This window comes from Gemella sp. zg-1178 (assembly GCF_018790995.1).
GTDB lineage: Bacteria > Bacillota > Bacilli > Staphylococcales > Gemellaceae > Gemelliphila.
This window is the reverse complement of sequence record NZ_JAHKEI010000004.1, coordinates 77,112-94,102: the sequence shown is the minus strand read 5'-3', so window position 1 is coordinate 94,102 and position 16,991 is coordinate 77,112. Positions and strand designations below refer to the sequence as shown.

At 26.7% G+C, this 16,991-nt stretch carries 14 protein-coding genes and 5 tRNA genes; all 19 read right to left on the bottom strand.

What is annotated here, in order from left to right; translation table 11 throughout:
- Window positions 1–151: 151 nt before the first annotated feature.
- Window positions 152–763, bottom strand: a complete 612-nt coding sequence (locus KMP12_RS01710) for an NUDIX domain-containing protein (RefSeq protein WP_215756009.1) — start codon at window positions 761–763, stop codon at window positions 152–154.
- Window positions 756–1,826: a signal recognition particle-docking protein FtsY gene (gene ftsY / locus KMP12_RS01705; protein ID WP_215756008.1), complete on the bottom strand. Its 1,071-nt coding sequence runs from the start codon at window positions 1,824–1,826 to the stop codon at window positions 756–758. The genes KMP12_RS01710 and ftsY overlap by 8 nt, the downstream gene beginning before the upstream one ends.
- The gene (smc, locus tag KMP12_RS01700; RefSeq protein ID WP_215756007.1) at window positions 1,819–5,370 is read right to left on the bottom strand and encodes a chromosome segregation protein SMC; all 3,552 of its coding nucleotides are present in this window, start codon (window positions 5,368–5,370) and stop codon (window positions 1,819–1,821) included. The genes ftsY and smc overlap by 8 nt, the downstream gene beginning before the upstream one ends.
- An 11-nt stretch (window positions 5,371–5,381) precedes the next feature.
- A complete protein-coding gene (gene rnc / locus KMP12_RS01695; protein WP_215756006.1) occupies window positions 5,382–6,086 on the bottom strand; it encodes a ribonuclease III in 705 nt (234 codons plus the stop codon).
- A 116-nt stretch (window positions 6,087–6,202) separates the two neighbouring features.
- Window positions 6,203–6,278, bottom strand: a tRNA-His gene (locus KMP12_RS01690).
- A gap of 24 nt (window positions 6,279–6,302) precedes the next feature.
- A tRNA-Asp gene (locus KMP12_RS01685) sits at window positions 6,303–6,378 on the bottom strand.
- A 32-nt stretch (window positions 6,379–6,410) separates the two neighbouring features.
- A tRNA-Glu gene (locus KMP12_RS01680) sits at window positions 6,411–6,485 on the bottom strand.
- Between the two features lie 7 nt (window positions 6,486–6,492).
- Window positions 6,493–6,580: transfer RNA gene (locus KMP12_RS01675), tRNA-Ser, on the bottom strand.
- Window positions 6,581–6,583: 3 nt separating this feature from the next.
- A tRNA-Asn gene (locus tag KMP12_RS01670) sits at window positions 6,584–6,657 on the bottom strand.
- 67 nt (window positions 6,658–6,724) lie between these two features.
- On the bottom strand, window positions 6,725–7,225 hold the full coding sequence (locus KMP12_RS01665) for a PH domain-containing protein (protein ID WP_215756005.1): 501 nt from the start codon (window positions 7,223–7,225) through the stop codon (window positions 6,725–6,727).
- A gap of 2 nt (window positions 7,226–7,227) precedes the next feature.
- The gene (locus tag KMP12_RS01660; protein WP_215756004.1) at window positions 7,228–8,691 is read right to left on the bottom strand and encodes a PH domain-containing protein; all 1,464 of its coding nucleotides are present in this window, start codon (window positions 8,689–8,691) and stop codon (window positions 7,228–7,230) included.
- The gene (locus tag KMP12_RS01655) at window positions 8,681–9,163 is read right to left on the bottom strand and encodes a hypothetical protein (RefSeq protein ID WP_215756003.1); all 483 of its coding nucleotides are present in this window, start codon (window positions 9,161–9,163) and stop codon (window positions 8,681–8,683) included. Before KMP12_RS01655 ends, KMP12_RS01660 begins: the two co-directional genes overlap by 11 nt.
- A 27-nt stretch (window positions 9,164–9,190) precedes the next feature.
- Window positions 9,191–9,814, bottom strand: coding sequence for an MBL fold metallo-hydrolase (locus KMP12_RS01650; protein WP_215756002.1), 624 nt, complete (start codon window positions 9,812–9,814; stop codon window positions 9,191–9,193).
- 96 nt (window positions 9,815–9,910) lie between these two features.
- On the bottom strand, window positions 9,911–10,654 hold the full coding sequence (locus KMP12_RS01645) for a zinc metallopeptidase (protein ID WP_252344655.1): 744 nt from the start codon (window positions 10,652–10,654) through the stop codon (window positions 9,911–9,913).
- A gap of 88 nt (window positions 10,655–10,742) precedes the next feature.
- Window positions 10,743–12,587 (bottom strand): translational GTPase TypA, encoded by a 1,845-nt coding sequence (gene typA / locus KMP12_RS01640; protein WP_215756001.1) that lies wholly within the window; start codon window positions 12,585–12,587, stop codon window positions 10,743–10,745.
- A 126-nt stretch (window positions 12,588–12,713) separates the two neighbouring features.
- Window positions 12,714–13,940 carry a peptidase T gene (gene pepT, locus KMP12_RS01635; protein WP_215756033.1) on the bottom strand — a complete coding sequence of 409 codons (1,227 nt, stop codon included), beginning with the start codon at window positions 13,938–13,940 and terminating at the stop codon, window positions 12,714–12,716.
- A gap of 4 nt (window positions 13,941–13,944) precedes the next feature.
- Window positions 13,945–14,445 (bottom strand): acyl-CoA thioesterase, encoded by a 501-nt coding sequence (locus tag KMP12_RS01630; RefSeq protein ID WP_215756000.1) that lies wholly within the window; start codon window positions 14,443–14,445, stop codon window positions 13,945–13,947.
- A 23-nt stretch (window positions 14,446–14,468) separates the two neighbouring features.
- Window positions 14,469–16,184, bottom strand: a complete 1,716-nt coding sequence (locus KMP12_RS01625; RefSeq protein WP_215755999.1) for a phospho-sugar mutase — start codon at window positions 16,182–16,184, stop codon at window positions 14,469–14,471.
- 23 nt (window positions 16,185–16,207) lie between these two features.
- The gene (gene deoD, locus KMP12_RS01620) at window positions 16,208–16,918 is read right to left on the bottom strand and encodes a purine-nucleoside phosphorylase (protein WP_215756032.1); all 711 of its coding nucleotides are present in this window, start codon (window positions 16,916–16,918) and stop codon (window positions 16,208–16,210) included.
- Window positions 16,919–16,991 lie beyond the last annotated feature (73 nt).

Genomic DNA, 16,991 nt, shown 5'->3' with positions numbered 1-16,991 from the left:
CTTAATATTTTTTATAAATTTTTAATTTGTTAAACTTATTTTATCTGAAATTTTAGAATAAAAATTATTTTATATTTTCTTAAATAAAATAAAAAGACAACCTTGCTGTTGTCTTTTTATTTTGTTATTAAATTATAGAAAGAAAATTTTCCTACATTATAGGTTTTAAAAATTCAGACCATGACTCATAATTTCCTATATTTTTCGCCTTGTCTGAATTTAACCATTCAACTAGCAGAGTATCATCTTCTGTAACATTTATTTTTTCTTTATCTACTTTGACGATATATACTAAGCCTATATGCACCTTACCTACTTCTTCTTTATCGTCATTTATTAAACCGATAAATTCTATATTATCTAACACTTCTTGAAAATCTATTCCAATTTCTTCTTCAACTTCTCTTGATGCATTTATTTTTAAAATTTCATCAATATTTTTTTCAGCAACATTATTCATATGCCCACCAATTCCAACTGATGATTTACCGTGTAGTCTTGCTTCTCCTCCACCAATAAGCCTAGTATAGACGAGAACATTACCTGTTTTTTTATCTTTAACCAAAGTATAACTAATTAATTGTTTATATGAAGGGTCTTCTTCCATATCTCCACGTCTTTTTACTTGATAATTAGAAAATGTTTTTCTTATATTGCTAACTTTCTCATCAGATTTTGGTATAAATCCATAAAAGTTATTTTTTTCATTATCAAAAATAATATTTCTTTCTACAACTAATATTTGTTCATCCCACTTACTCATTACTATCATCCCCTATTCCTTTTAAAGTTTCTTCATTTTCTTTATAAAATAATCCGTATATATATTTTTCTGGGTCAAATTCTTCTAAATCGTCAATATTTTCTCCTAAACCTACAAGTTTAACAGGAATATTTAACTCTTTCTTTATAGCGATAACTATACCACCCTTAGCAGTTCCATCAAGTTTTGTTAAAATTACCCCAGTAACATCACTTACTTCTTTAAAAGTTTTTGCTTGTAAAATTCCGTTTTGCCCAGTTGTTGCATCTATCGTTAATAAAACTTCATGTGGAGCATTAGGAATTTCTTTTTTAATAACTCTGACAATTTTTTCTAATTCTTTCATAAGATGTTCTTTATTTTGCAATCTTCCAGCAGTATCACATAATAAAACATCATAATTTTTTGCTTTTGCTGATTGAATAGCATCAAATATTACAGAGGCTGCATCAGCTCCTTCATGAGATTTTATAATATCAGCTCCACTTCTTTTTGCCCAAACATCTAATTGGTCTATCGCCCCTGCCCTAAATGTATCTCCTGCGGCAATTAAAACTTTTTTACCTGACTTTTTAAAATTGTAAGCCAGCTTCCCAATAGAAGTTGTTTTACCAACACCATTAACTCCTACAAAAAGATAAACTGATAATTTATCTTCATTATTAGTTTTCAATTCAACCTTAGTAGTTCCATCCATATAAATTTCTACTAATTTTTCTACAATCATATCTTGTAATTGAGCTGGTTCTTTTAAGTTTTGACGTTTAGATTCTATTTTTAAATAGTCTACTAAATCTAAAACAGTATTATAACTAACATCTGATTGAATTAATAATTCCTCTAACTCTTCAAAAAATTCTTCATTAATTTCTCTATAAGAACTTATTAAAATATTTAAAGCATTGGAAAAATTATCCCTTGATTTTTTTAAACCTTTTTTAAATTTTTCTGTTATTAATTGACTTTCGACTAACTCTTCATATTCATCTAAAGAAATTAGTTCTTCTGTTAATTCTTCTCTTTTAGAAAATTTTTCTTTTAATTTTTGAAAAAAACTACTCACTTACATAATCCTCCTTTAATATATTATCTAAATCAAGTGGCAATAAATAACTTATTCCCTTTTCTTGCATAGTTACTCCGTATAATTTATTCATTGCTTCCATAGTTCCTCTTCTATGGGTAATAACTAAAAATTGATTTTTTTCTGAATACAATTCTAAAAATTTTGCAAATCTATTAACATTAACATCGTCTAAAGCTGCTTCAACCTCATCTAGTATGACAAAAGGAGAATGTTTTATTTCTAATATTGCAAAAAGTAAACTTATAGCCGTTAATGCTTTTTCTCCTCCTGATAAAAGAGATAGTTTTTGAAGTTTTTTCCCTGGAGGGCTTGCTTCTATATTTATTCCAGTATCTAAGATGTTATTCGGCTCTTCTAATATTATCTTGGCATTTCCCCCCTTGAATAAAGCACTATATATTCTATTAAAATTATTTGCAACCTTATTAAATGTATCTAAAAATCTGTCCTCTACCTCTTTATCAATTTCTTTAATAGTAGATTTTAATTTTTCTTTAGAATTAATTAAATCTGTTATTTCTGAATTATAGAAATTATATCTATCTGAAACTTCAGCAAATTCTTCTATTGCATTCATATTAACATTACCTAAGCTAGAAATTTCTGCTTTTATTTTTTTTACATCTTCCTTGTAGCTAGAAAATTCTTTAGAGCTTATATTTGTTAATAATTCTTCAGATTTTTCATAAGTTACACTATAATTATTACTCAAATACTCTATTATTTCATCTAATTTAACTTCTAATTTTGTTGCTTTTAAATTAGTTTTTTCTAAATTTTTATTATATTCTTTTAGTTCTACCAATTTGTTTTTATATTGATTATTCAATAAATTATCTTCTGAATATAACTCTTCTCTTTTATGTTTTAATAAGTCTATATCCTTATGTATTAAGTCTAAATTTTCTTGAATTTTCTTAATTTGAAGTTTATAACTTTCTTCATCATCACTAGATAATTTTTCATTTTCTATATTCTTTTCTTCATAATTTATTTTTAAAATTTGAGAATTAATATAATCTAAATCTGTTTTTGTATCTTCTAAAATATATTTTTTATTTTTAATATTTTCTGCAATTTTTGACTTTTCAATATTTAGTTCATTTAAAGTATTTTTACTATCTTCTTCATTCTTAGAAACTAATATTTTTTTATTGTTTTCTTCATTAATTTTATCATCAATTTCTGCTAAAGATTTTTTTATTGCTAATATTTCTTCAGCAATTTTTTCTTCGTTTAAATTATTATTATTTAGTTTATTTATATCATCTAATTTTAAATTTTCTATTTCAATAGCTGATTTTATATTATCTATACTTTCTAATAATAAATTATTTTTAAGACTTAATTCTTTAATTTCTATTTCTAATTTTGAACGAATAGTTACATTATTTTCAATTTTTTTACTAAATTTTATTAGATTATAATCACAAAGTTCTAAATCCTTATTAAAACTCTGTACTCTGTTTTCTATTTGTAATATTTTTTTATTCAAATCTTCAATTTCAGATTTATTTTTTATTATTGAATTGTTATTTTTAAATATTGCTCCCCCTGTTATTGAACCGCCACTATTAATAACTTGACCATCTAAGGTAACTATTCTATATTTATAACTTATTTTTTTTGCTATTTTGTTACCATTTAATAAGTTATCTACTATAATAACATTACCTAACATATAAGAAATTATATTACTATATGCTTTTTCATAACTTAGTAAATTAGAGGCAATATCAATAAATCCATTTTCAGTAGAAATTTTTGAATAGATATCACTATCTATAAATTTCTTTTTTATACTATTTATAGGTAAAAATGTCGCCCTCCCCTTAGAATTATTTTTCAAGTGTTCAATACATTTTTTAGCGACATCTTCATTATCAACAATAATATTTTGCTGAGAAGTTGACAGGGCAGTATCTAATGCTATGGTGTATTTATTATCAAACCTAATTATATCAGCTATCGTATTATGAACACCTACTATATTACTTTTATTTTTTAATATTTCCTTAACGCCAACATTATAATTATTCAAATTATTATTTTGATTATCTAAAAAGTTTTTCTTATGAGTTAAATTAGTTAGTATTTCTTTTTCCCTATAAATATTTTTTACCAACTCGTCTTTATTTGCTAATTCTAGCTTATATTCAGAATTACAATTACTTATTTTTATATCTAAAGCAGTAAATTCTTTATTTTTTAATAACAAGTCCTCATTAATATTATTTAATTTATTCTTTTCATCAAGTAATTTATTTTCAAGTATATATATTTCTGAATTTATTTTATTGATATTTTGCTTGTTATTATCCTCTACTTTTTTAGAAAATTCTAAATCATTGCGTAATTTTCCTTCTAAACTAATTAACTTAAAATATTCATCTTTTAAATTTTCAATATTATTTTCTATATCAGATACTGATAAATTTGATTTTTCAGCAAGTAAAATTTTAAGTTTAGAAGATACTTCAGCAAGATTATTTTTTAAAATATTAATTTCTTCTTCTAAATTATTAATTTTTTCTTCAATAATATTTTTTCGTGAAAATAATTCATCTCTTTCCTTATTTATCTTTAATAATAAATTACTCTTATTATTTGCTCTTTCTTTATGAAGATTTAACAAAGAATTAAATTGTTCTACTTCCTTAATTAATTCTACTTCTTTTTCTTTTTTTTCAGTATAATCCTTATCTAAAGAAACTTGATTTTTTTTTATATCAGAAACATTTTTCTCTAAAGATTTTATATCTTCTTCTAAAGTATATATATTTTTAAGATATAAATCAGCCTTACTTTTCAAATCTTCTAATTCTAATTTATAATTTTTAGCATTTAGTGCATTAACTATTATATCTTTTTTTCGTAATTCGTCTTTTAGTTTTGTATACTTTTCAGTAAGTTCTTTTTGTTCATAAAGAACATTGTAACGTTCCTTAATTTCTATAAAAATATCATTCAGTCTTTTTATATTATCTTCAGTTTTTTCTAGTTTTAAATTTGTTTCCTTTTTTTTATTCTTATACTTTAAAACACCAGCAGCCTCTTCAATAATTATTCTTCTGTCTTGAGGTTTTGATGATAATATACTTTCAACTTTACCTTGTGTAATTATACTGTAACTCTCTTTATTAATTCCTAAATCAAAATATATATCCGTAATTTCTTTTAATTTAGATTTTTTTCCGTTAATTAAGTATTCACTATCACCATTTCTATATAAACGTCTAGTTATTGTTTTATCTTCTTTATTTACAGAAAAAGTTATAGATACTTCAGCAAAATTTTTCTCTCTTTTTTCTTGAGTTCCAGAAAAGATAACATCTTTCATGCTACCACCTCTGAGATTTTTGGCTGATTGTTCTCCTAAAACCCATCTGATAGCATCAATGATATTACTTTTACCAGAGCCATTTGGACCTACTATTCCTATTAAATTACTATCAATTTTGAAAATAGATTTAGACCTAAAAGACTTAAATCCATTAATTTCAATACTTTTTAAATTCATTAATTCACCTTTTAAATAAAATTAAGTTTTTGTAAAGCTAATTTCGCTGCAATTTGTTCAGACTCTTTTTTTGTTTTAGCTGTGCCTTCCCCAAATTTTTTCTCGTCTATGTATATTGCACTAACAAAAATCTTTTCGTGAGAAGGACCAATGGAAGAAATAAGTTTATACTCTATAACTCCTAATTTTTCCTTACTTATATACTCTTGTAAGATTGTTTTATAATCAATAAACGTGCTATAATCTTCGTCTTGTATTTCTTTAAACAATGTTTTACTCAAGAAATTTTTTACACTTTCTAAACCTTTATCAAGATAAAGTGCACCAAGAAATGATTCAAATATATCTGCTAGCAAAGCTGGTCTATTTCTTCCACCAATTTTTTCTTCACCCTTGCCTAGAATAATATATTTGTCAAATCCTAATTTTTTAGCTTGTTTTACTAATGATGGCTCACAAACTACCGAAGCCCTTATTTTTGTTAATTGCCCCTCTGAAAAATTCGGGAATTTTATATATAAATACTCACTGACACTTATTTCTAAAGTTGCATCACCTAAAAATTCTAGTCTTTCATAACTATCATGTTTGAGTAAATTTTTTTGTTCATTTATATACGAAGAATGGGTAAATGCCATTTCATAATTTTTATTATAATTAATCTTCATATCATAAATTTTATTTAGTTCATTAATTAATTCATTGATTCTATTCATTTTTTCTCCTTAAAGCACCTTTATTGATTATAACATAAACACTAATTATAAGCGATACAGGATATTAAAAAAGTTCTAACTTAGATAACTAAATTAGAACTAGATAAATTCAAAAATGGGGCGGCTGACGGGAATCGAACCCGCGTATGTCGGAACCACAATCCGATGCGTTAACCACTTCGCCACAGCCGCCATAAATAAAAAAAGAAATTATAATGGCGGTCCCGACGGGAATCGAACCCGCGATCTCCTGCGTGACAGGCAGGCGTGATAACCGCTACACCACGGGACCAAAACGATATTATAATCTCTAAAAAATTCAAATGGTGACCCGTACGGGATTCGAACCCGTGTTACCGCCGTGAAAGGGCGGTGTCTTAACCACTTGACCAACGGGCCAAAATAACGGAGCAGGAGGGATTTGAACCCTCGCGCCGGTTTCCCGACCTACACCCTTAGCAGGGGCGCCTCTTCAGCCTCTTGAGTACTACTCCAAGCTCCACAGGCAGGACTCGAACCTGCGACCCTCTGATTAACAGTCAGATGCTACTACCAACTGAGCTACTGTGGAATATAACGTTCAACAGAACATTTATAATTATACAAATTTTATATCCGAATGTCAATAGTAAAATTAATTAATATTTCAATTTATATAAATTTTTATTATTTAATATTTGTTCCTTTATTTTTTCAAGATTTTCATTTTTAATATAATATATTTCAATATTTTCTTTTAAAGTTTTTATATCAATATTTGAATATCCAAATTTTCTAATTATAGGTCCTTTATTTATATCCACACTCTGAATAATATTATAGGGTATAAATATTTTTGATTTAATAAAAACACCTGATACAATTATAATTCCCTCATTAGATATTGTATAAGAATAAATTTTACAAAAAACATTAGTTTCTATTAAGATATATGCTATTATTAATAAATTTAACACAAAATAAATTATCAAAAAATTTTTAAAATTTATTACTGAAATTTTGTTAGAAATTATCAAATATGTAAAAACACTAAAAATTATTAAAGAATATACAGCAAGAGGTATAAAATTACCTATTCTTATAACTTTTAAACTTTCTTTATCAAGTTCTATATTTTGTTTTTTAAATATTTCTTTCATAACTACTCCTTTTCTAAATAGGTCTTAACCTTATCGACAAAATTTTCTTCATAATAGGGTAATATCAAGTCAGAATTTTTACCGATAGAATTTATAACTATATGACATAATTTTTTCTTTTTCAAAAACACATTACTTTTTATTGAAATACTACCTACCTTAATGGACTTTAAATAATCTATTCTTTTATTAAAATAAAAAGTATCTTTTTTTATAATCATATTTTCTGACAAACTTATGGCAAGATTTTTAACATTATACTTGTAAGTTCCTATGGCAAAAACTACTAGAATTAAAAAAGCAAAATGGCTTATAAAATATATTGAAAAAACAGAAAGTTTCCATTTTTCTATTGGTAAAACAAGCAAGCAAATATTAATTAAAACTAAAACAGTAAAGCAACCAATTATTCTCCAACGTAAAATAATTTTCTTAGCCCTAGCAGGTGTTTTTTCATAATTTTCTTTTTCATAATTAGCAGTATCTAAGTATAAAACTTCTTTTAAAAAATTATCAATAAATTCTTTTTTAGCTATAGGAATTAATATTATATTGTTTTTATTTTTAGATATATCATCAATTACATTACTTGCAGTAGTAACTATTTCCAAACTTGCTAACTTGAATAACCTAGATTTATAACTTTCTATTATCGAAATTTTTTGTATCCTTTCTTTTTTAATAACTAAAGCATTTTTATTTACTAAACCGTATTTTAAAATAAGTTTATCCTCTTTATTTTGTAAAGTGAATCCATAAAATTTAATCATTGCTAATAAAAATGAAATGATAAAAATAATAAATAAAATAAGGAACAAGGCAGATATAAAAGATATAATATCTATAGGATAACCCTCACCTTTAGAAAGTAAATAATTCTTTAAATTAAAATCAAAAAAATCTTTAAAAAAGTCTGCAATTTTATCTAAAAAAGTCATAATTATAAGAATTGTTGCTATTATCTTAGATTCTAATAAACCTAAAAGAAATAAATTTTTTAATGTTAGTTTAAAAGTTGCATCATCTTTTGCTAATAAATTATCTTCTGATGGCAATTTATTTACATTATGTATAAGACTATTTGCTTCGTTTCTTGTAATAGGAGATAATTTAACATTTTCATTCAAAATATTAATATCTAAAGATACTAAACCAAATAATTGATATAAAATATTAGCTGAAGAATCTATATTTTGAATATTTGAAAATTGTATTATTTTTATTTCTTTTTTTATAAAACCATGATTATATATCAAAGAATCTTCTTTTAACTCATAAAAAGTATTAACATAACTTAAAATTTGATAGGCCAAATTTATTAACCCAAATAATAGTAACATAAGCAAAAATTCTTTTGAACTTTTAGTATTTTTAATATTAAATAAGAATAGTATTAACAGCTTATAATTTGAAAAAAATCTAAAAAGAATATAAAAAGGACTTAATTTTATTTTCTTATTCTTCATAATTTTCCTCCTTTATAATATTTTTATTAATATAATTTTTTATAATTTCTTCAATTTGATATATCTTGGTTTCTTCCACATAAATACTTGTTGTGTCAGATGAAGATGATATTGATAATTTATATAAAGAAAAATATTTCATAATAAAACCTTGTCTTATTTCATAACATAAAATATTTTTAGTAGGTATTATATCCTTTTTAAAATAAAATGTATAAAATCTATTTATATTATTAATAATTTCTATATCACTTAAAGTTATATATGTATTTTCTTGATATTTTTTAAAGAAAATTTGATAAAAAATAATATTAAATATCATAATACAAAATAAAACGATGAAAAATAACAATATATATAAGTAAAAATTAAAAATTTTAACAAATAAAAATGATATAAAAAAAATAATTAAAGAATTAATTATACCTTTTAATAACTTATATTTTCTAATATTCGGTAAATTATACTTCATAAACCTTCCTCCTTATGAATTAAAATTTTATATTAAATTTAAGTCTTTCTCTCTTTTTATATAAGTATCATAGCCATGTCCTGGATAAACTTTTTTATTTCCATCTAACTTAAATAATACATTATGTATAGAATTTTTTAACTCCTTATAATCTGAACCAGGTAAATCGTATCTACCATAACCGCTCATAAATAAAGCATCTCCTACTACAACAAAATCTCCAAAGTCAAATGACAGTCCTCCTGGCGAATGCCCTGGTGTAGGTAAAACTTTAAATGTCATACCTGCTAAAGTATATTCTTTGTAATTTTCAAATTCAAATTCTGCTGGGAAAGTTTTAATACCATTTTCTATACCCGCAACAGAAGATAAATTTAATTCTGGAGAAGAAAGCCAATCACTTTCTTTTGGTGAAATGTAGACCGGAATTTTATAATATTTTCTACATTCATCTAGTCCAGCTATGTGGTCAAAATGTGCGTGTGTTAAAATAATAGCTTCTACATTCAAAAATAATCTATCTATTTCTTTTTTTATTTTTTTAAAACCATACCCTGGGTCTACAATTATTGCCCTCTCATCTTTATGAATGATATAACAATTTTCATCAATCATATCCATTACTAATCGTTCAACTTTTATATTGTTCATGTTACCTCCAAATGTAAAAAATTTTTTCAATATAATTATAGCACAAAAAAAAATTACTTAAAATAAATTTATTAATTTTAAGTAATTCTTGTATATTTAACTTCTATTATTATTTACATTTAAAATTATCAAGATAAATCTCATTAATTCCATTAATGCAACAACTGCAACTGCAACATAAGTTAGGGCTGCTGCTGTAAGAACTTTCTTACAGTGTCTGTGTTCTTGACTGTTTACTATTCCTAAATCAACTACTTGCTCCAAAGCTCTTTTTGAAGCATCAAATTCTACTGGTAAAGTTACAATTTGAAACAGAACCGCAAACAACATAAATAGAACACCAATCCATGCTATATAAATACCTAAGCCTCCTGTCATAAAGTAAGTCAAACCTAGACCTACCATTATTAAAATCATAGATAAATTACTTCCTAAATTTGCAATAGGTACAAGTGAATGTCTTAATCTCATAGGCTTATAGTCTGCAACCTTATCTTGAATAACATGTCCAATTTCGTGTGCTGCTATGGCGACAGAAGCCACCGTTGGTTGTGAATATACTATCGGAGATAATACAACTAAGTTTTCTTTAGGATTATAGTGGTCTGATAGTTCAACTTCTCCCCTAACAACTTTAACGTCTGTTATTCCATTAGCTTTTAATATTACTTCTGCTACTTCTTTTCCTGTAAGTCCAGATAAAGTTTTTACTGTTTTGTATCTACTATATGTGCTTTTAACCTTCATTTGTGCCCAAAGTGGAATTATCATAAGTAAAGCAAAATAAAGTAAATAAGTTCCTGATATTCCATACATTCCAAATCCATAAATATTTGGCATAATTCATACCTCCTATGAATAAAATTATGAATAGATTATAACACATTCTTTATTTATTTTCTAGTTTTTAAACTTTAGCTAATATCTTTTATTCTTCAGAATATTTAGCTTTTCTTGCCATCTTTTCTCTGACAGCTTTATCAAGTTCTTTTTTCCTTAATCTAATAGATTCTGGAGTAACTTCTAAATATTCATCATCATTTAAGTATTCTAAACTTTCTTCTAAAGTCATTATTTTTGCTTTTTTCAATGTTACAGTTTGGTCTTTTGTTGATGAACGAACATTAGTTTGTGCTTTTGCTTTTGTGATATTTACTGTTAAATCATTTTCTCTATTATTTTCACCAACAATCATACCACCATAAACATCTGTTCCTGGTTCAACAAATACAATACCCCTATCTTCTAAACTTGATATTGAATAAGCTGTAGTCTGACCGTTTTCAAGGGCAACTAATACTCCATTTCTTCTACCACCGACACGCACTTTTTGCATAGGCTGATAAGAATCAAATGTATGATTTAAAATACCATATCCTTTAGTTAAAGACATAAATTCTGTTCTATATCCTATTAATCCCCTTGCTGGAACATTAAATATAAGTCTTGTTTGTCCATTTCCGTCTGATTGCATATCAACCATATCACCTTTACGCTGACCGATAGATTCTATTACAGCTCCAACACAATCTTCAGGAGTATCTATTTGTACTCTTTCGATAGGTTCGCAATCAACGCCGTCAATATTTTTTATTATTACTTCGGGCTTAGAAACTTGCAATTCAAAACCTTCTCTTCTCATATTTTCTATTAATATTGACAAATGCAATTCTCCACGTCCACTAACAACCCAAGAATCACTACTTGCTTGTTCTACTCTTAAAGAAACATCAGTTTCTAACTGTTGCATTAATCTATCTTCAATTTTTCTTGCAGTTACCCATTTTCCTTCTTTTCCTGCAAATGGTGAATTATTTACTAAAAATGTCATCTGCAATGTCGGTTCGTCTATGTACAGAACTGGCAAAGGCTCTTGACAATCAATAGAGCAAACTGTTTCCCCAACATTAATATCATCCATACCGCTAACTGCAACTATATCTCCTGCTTTAGATGTTTGTATTTCTTCACGTTTCAAACCAAAATATCCAAATATTTTTGTAACTCGGAAATTCTTAACTGTTCCGTCTAATTTTATCAGTGTAACAGAGTCCCCTAGACTCATTTGTCCTCTAAATACACGACCTATTCCGATACGTCCAACATAATCATTATAATCTAATAGGGCTGTTTGAAATTGTAAAGGTTCTTCATGATTGTCTACTGGTGCTGGGACATATTTTAAAATTGTTTCATACAGACACTTCATGTTGCTATCTTGTTTACTTGGGTCGCTATCTAAAGAAGCAGTTCCATTAATTGCTGAAGCATAGACAACTGGAAATTCTAATTGGTCATCATCTGCTCCTAATTCAATAAATAAATCTATTACTTCGTCCACCACTTCTTCTGGACGAGCTGAATCTTTATCAATTTTATTAACAACAACTATTGGTTTTAAGTGTTGTTGCAAAGCTTTTTTTAATACAAATCTTGTTTGTGGCATTGTTCCTTCATAAGCATCTACTACCAAAAGGACACCATCAACCATTTTCATTATTCTTTCTACTTCTCCACCAAAATCGGCATGTCCTGGAGTATCTAGTATATTAATTCTTTTTCCGTCATAATCAATAGCAGTATTTTTTGCTAATATTGTTATACCACGTTCTCTTTCTAAATCATTAGAATCCATTGCTCTTTCTTCTACATGTTCATTAGAACGAAATATACCCGATTGTTTTAACAATTCATCAACAAGAGTTGTTTTACCGTGGTCAACATGGGCAATAATAGCTATATTTCTAATATCTTCTCTAAATTTTTTAGACATTAATCTTCTCCTTAAAGTTTACTAACCAAACAATATTAACATAGTTATTTAATAATGTAAATATATAATTATAAAATAAATAAGCTGGGTAAATACCAGCTTATTTACTACACCAACGTATTGGTTTTACTTTTTTGCTAATTTTGCTATCTCCACTATTACATCAGAAGCTTTTTTCATATGTTCTAAACAAGAAAATTCATATTGTCCGTGGAAATTTTCTCCTCCAACAAAAATATTAGGAGTTGGAATACCCATATATGATATTTTAGAACCGTCTGTTCCCCCACGAATTGGTATAATTATCGGAGTAATATCTAAATTTCTCATTGCTAGTTCAGCTTTATTTACTGAACGTTTATCACTTTTTATTATATCTCCCATATTGTAATACTGGTCAAAAAGGTCGTACTCTACTACATCGTCATATTTTTCATTAATTTTTTTAGCAACTTCTTTACAAAACTCTTTTCTCTTATTGAAATTTTCTTTGTTAAAATCTCTGATTATATAAGTTAAACTAGCTTCTTCGATTCTTGCTTCCATGTTGTGTAATAAATAAAAACCTTCATAACCTGAAGTATGTTCTGGGACTTCTTTTTCTGGGAACATTGCTGCTAACTCAACTGCTATTGTATTAGCATTTTTCATTTTATCTTTTGCTGTTCCAGGATGAACACTTACACCTTTTATTTTATAAGTTATTTGAGCAGCATTAAAACTTTCAAACTGTAATTCTCCCAAAACACTACCGTCCATAGTGTATGCATAGTCAGTTGCAAAGTGTTTTGCATCAAAATTATCAGCCCCTCTGCCTATCTCTTCATCAGGACCAAATGCTATTCTTATATCGCCATGTTCTATTTCTGGGTGTTCTAGTAAATATTTAATAGCTTCTACTATTTCAACAAGACCTGCCTTATCATCTGCTCCTAAAAGCGTTGTCCCGTCTGTTGTAATCAAGGTTTGTCCAGCATAATTTAATAAATTCGGAAAATCTTTTACTGACATAATGATATTTTCTTCTTTATTTAATATAATATCTTTTCCGTCATAATTTTCTATAACGTTTGGTTTAATTCCAACAGAATTAAAATCGGCAGTATCAACATGAGCAATAAATCCTATTTTGTCGTAAGGTTTATCTGTATTAGCTGGTAGCGTCGCAGTTAAAAAACAATTTTCGTCGTTTAAATATATATCTGCTAAACCTAATTCTTCTAGTTCTTTTTGAAGCATTTTTAAAAAATCTTTTTGTTGCGGTGTAGATGGTATTGTGAAATTTTTAGCATCAGACCTAGTTTCAAATTTTACATAATTTAAAAATCTATTTAACATAGTTTCATATTTCATATTTTTATCCTCTGTAATATTCATTAAATTTTTCTATATAGTTTTTAGTAAATTCTCTTATAGAAACTTTATTTTCTTTTCTATCATTATAACTCTCACAAACAAATTTTTCAAGTTTCGTTTCATATTCTACATCTTCTAGTTTAGAAAATTCTTTAATATCTTTTCTTATAGAAAAAGTTGCAAAAGAAATTCCTACTAATCTATTTTTTCTTTCTTCTGCATTGTAGGCTGTTACTTCTCCAAAAACTTCAACACTTTTGTTACCTACTCTTGTTACATAAGATTCTATTTTTAATAATTCATTATTTTGTACAGGTTCTATGAATTGATAAGTATCTATACTTGCTGTTACAAATAATGTTTTAGAATATTTTCTTATAGTCATTCCCATAACTTCATCTAACCAAAAAAGAATTTGACCTCCGAATAAAGTGTTATGCCTATTCAAATGTTTTTTATAAACTGTATAATTACTTATTATTCTTGTATCACTTATTTTCATTATAACTCCTTTATTATTTATAATTACTCTATTGAATATAATAAATCAAGAACTGTTTTTTCTACTAAAGATATTTTACTTTCAGCAGATTTTTTGTCGTTTCCTTTTGTATATATATATAATTTTATTTTTGGTTCTGTTCCACTTGGTCTTAGGGTGTACCAAGTTTCATCAGAGTAATAAAATTTTACAGCATTAGTTTTTTCAATATCTATTGATATTTCTTTTCCACTTGCAATGTTATATTCTTTTTCTTCTAAATAATCTGTTACAGAAACTATATTAGCTCCAGAAATTTCACGAGCATAAATATTTCTTATTTCGGTCATCATACGACTTATTCTTTTAGCACCAGCTACACCTTCTAAAGTAACTGATATTGTTTTATCTAAATAGTATCCATATTTTTCATAAAATTCTTCAATTACATCAATTAATGTTTTCCCTTGTAATTTGTAGTATGCTACTGCTTCTACAAGCATCATTGCTATGGTAACACCATCTTTATCACGAACAAAAGTTCCTACATTATAACCTATACTTTCTTCATAACCCATGACATAATTTTTTTCTTTTGTTATATCAAACTTATTAGGTAGGGCGGCTATATTTTTAAAACCTGTTAAAACATCTACAACTTCTATTCCGTATTCTTTACAAAGTTGTTCTATCATCTTAGAAGTAACTATTGATTTTACAATTACAGGATTTTTTGGTAGTTTGTCTTTTTTATGTAAATTTTCAACTACATATTGAACTAAAATTGCTCCAGTTTGATTTCCATTAAGAGCAACTATTTCTCCATTATGTAATACTTCTACTGCAAGTCTATCGCAGTCTGGGTCAGTGGCAATAAGAATATCAGCATTAACTTTTTTAGCTAATTTTTCACTATATTCAAATGCTGTTAAATCTTCAGGGTTAGGATATTCTATTGTTGGAAATGTCCCATCAGCTTCTTTTTGTTCTTCTACAACATGAACATTTTTAAAATTTCTTCTTTCTAAAACTGTAGTTACTGCCTTATATCCTGCTCCATTTAATGGCGTGTAGACTACACTAATATTTTTATCAACATTATCGTCATTAATAGATTGGGATAAAACTTCTTTATAGAACTCTTCGTCTATTTCTTCTCCAACATAAACTAACAATCCTTGTTTTATAGCTTCTTCTTCAGAAATATTTACATATTCTTCAAATATATCCATTTCATTGATATATTCTAATACTTTATCGCTTATATTTGATTTTATTTGAGAACCTTCTTCCCAATAAACTTTATAGCCATTATATTCTTTAGGATTATGGCTGGCTGTTATATTTATTCCACTAGCAGTTTTTAAATAACGAATTGCATAAGATAATTCTGGGGTCGGTCTTAAATCTTCAAAAAGATAGGATTTAATTCCATTACTTGCCATTACTAAGGCTGATAATTTGGCAAATTCTTTAGAAAATAACCTACAATCATGGGCTATAACTATTCCTTTTTCTTGTAAGCCACTGTTAATTATAGTTTTTGCCGTTGCTTTTGTTGCTCTAGCAATTACAAATCTATTCATTCTATTTGTTCCCATGCCTACTTTACCACGCAAACCAGCAGTGCCAAACTCTAACTCTTTATAAAATCTATCTTCTTTTTCAGTTTCATTATCAGAAATAGATAGTAATTGTTTTTTTTCTTCATTTGTTAGTGCATCACTATTTATCCACTGTTCAAATAATTTATTAAACATTATATTGTTACCTTTCTTAAATATTATGCTAACTCTAAAGCTATTTCCATCATTTTAGTAAAAGCAGTTTGACGTTCTTCTGGTGTAGTTTCTTCTCCAGTAACTAAAGAATCACTAACTGTCAAAATAGTTAAAGCATTAACTCCAGCGGCCATAGCTGTTGCATATAGGGCTGTACTTTCCATTTCAACACCAAGAAGCCCCATCTTCATCCAATTTTTCATAGCGTCTGGGTCTGCATTGTAAAATACATCGCTAGATAAAATATTTCCTACATGAACATTTACATCTTTTTCTTTAGCAATATTATGTGCTTTAGATAACAAATCAAATGATGAGTGTAAACTTAATTGACCAGGCAATCTATATTGATCTGTAAAGTTAGTTGTTGTTGATGATGCCATACCTAAAATAATATCATATATTTTTACATTCTCTTGAAGAGAACCACAAGTTCCTATTCTAATTAAATTTTTAACTCCAAAAAAGTGAATTAATTCGTAAGAGTAAATACCTATACTTCCTGGTCCCATTCCTGTTCCCATTACAGATATTTTTTTGCCTTTGTATTTTCCTGTATATCCAAGCATACCTCTCACTTCATTAAAGCAAACAGGCTCTTCTAAAAATTTTTCAGCTATAAATTTTGCTCTAAGTGGGTCGCCAGGTAATAGTATAGTTTCTGCAATCTCTACACCATTTGGTTTAATGTGAGGTGTTTGTAAATTTTTCATCATTATTATTCTCCTGAAAATATTTTATATTTTTTAATTATACATTTTTTTTTAGTATCTAACAAGTATATTA

Bases quoted from the DNA above. Each gene is read 5' to 3' on its own strand.
- KMP12_RS01710 (WP_215756009.1), bottom strand. From the start codon at position 763: ATGAGTAAGTGGGATGAACAAATATTAGTTGTAGAAAGAAATATTATT.
- smc (WP_215756007.1), bottom strand. From the start codon at position 5,370: ATGAATTTAAAAAGTATTGAAATTAATGGATTTAAGTCTTTTAGGTCT.
- rnc (WP_215756006.1), bottom strand. From the start codon at position 6,086: ATGAATAGAATCAATGAATTAATTAATGAACTAAATAAAATTTATGAT.
- KMP12_RS01665 (WP_215756005.1), bottom strand. From the start codon at position 7,225: ATGAAAGAAATATTTAAAAAACAAAATATAGAACTTGATAAAGAAAGT.
- KMP12_RS01660 (WP_215756004.1), bottom strand. From the start codon at position 8,691: ATGAAGAATAAGAAAATAAAATTAAGTCCTTTTTATATTCTTTTTAGA.
- KMP12_RS01655 (WP_215756003.1), bottom strand. From the start codon at position 9,163: ATGAAGTATAATTTACCGAATATTAGAAAATATAAGTTATTAAAAGGT.
- KMP12_RS01650 (WP_215756002.1), bottom strand. From the start codon at position 9,814: ATGAACAATATAAAAGTTGAACGATTAGTAATGGATATGATTGATGAA.
- KMP12_RS01645 (WP_252344655.1), bottom strand. From the start codon at position 10,654: ATGCCAAATATTTATGGATTTGGAATGTATGGAATATCAGGAACTTAT.
- typA (WP_215756001.1), bottom strand. From the start codon at position 12,587: ATGTCTAAAAAATTTAGAGAAGATATTAGAAATATAGCTATTATTGCC.
- pepT (WP_215756033.1), bottom strand. From the start codon at position 13,940: ATGAAATATGAAACTATGTTAAATAGATTTTTAAATTATGTAAAATTT.
- KMP12_RS01630 (WP_215756000.1), bottom strand. From the start codon at position 14,445: ATGAAAATAAGTGATACAAGAATAATAAGTAATTATACAGTTTATAAA.
- KMP12_RS01625 (WP_215755999.1), bottom strand. From the start codon at position 16,184: ATGTTTAATAAATTATTTGAACAGTGGATAAATAGTGATGCACTAACA.
- deoD (WP_215756032.1), bottom strand. From the start codon at position 16,918: ATGAAAAATTTACAAACACCTCACATTAAACCAAATGGTGTAGAGATT.